The organism is Cedecea sp. B1(4), from assembly GCF_059414925.1.
This window is the reverse complement of record NZ_JCAHMZ010000023.1, coordinates 1-509: the sequence shown is the minus strand read 5'-3', so window position 1 is coordinate 509 and position 509 is coordinate 1. Positions and strand designations below refer to the sequence as shown.

Annotated in this window: 1 protein-coding gene; it reads right to left on the bottom strand. The window is 50.9% G+C overall.

The genetic code is table 11. From position 1 onward, the window contains the following. Positions 1-509, bottom strand: a 509-nt coding sequence (locus ACR6JA_RS21955) for an EF-Tu C-terminal domain-related protein (RefSeq protein WP_494599489.1), incomplete at both ends; no start/stop codon positions are given.

The window sequence follows — 509 nt, the reverse complement described above, 5'->3', positions numbered from 1 at the left end:
GCGATTGGGTGGATCAGGGTAACAACCATTTTGATGTTGTCGCCTGGCATTACCATCTCTACGCCTTCTGGCAGTTCGATGGTACCGGTCACGTCAGTTGTACGGAAGTAGAACTGTGGACGGTAGCCTTTGAAGAACGGAGTATGACGGCCGCCTTCGTCTTTGGACAGGATGTACACTTCAGATTCGAACTTGGTGTGTGGCTTGATTGAGCCTGGCTTAGCCAGTACCTGACCACGTTCGATTTCTTCACGTTTGATACCACGCAGCAGAACACCTACGTTCTCACCAGCACGGCCTTCGTCCAGCAGTTTGCGGAACATTTCAACGCCGGTACAGGTAGATTTCGCAGTATCTTTGATACCAACGATTTCAACTTCTTCACCTACTTTAACGATACCGCGCTCTACACGACCGGTAACAACGGTACCACGACCGGAGATGGAGAATACGTCTTCGATTGGCAGCAGGAACGGCAGGTCGATTGCACGTACTGGTTCTGGGATGTA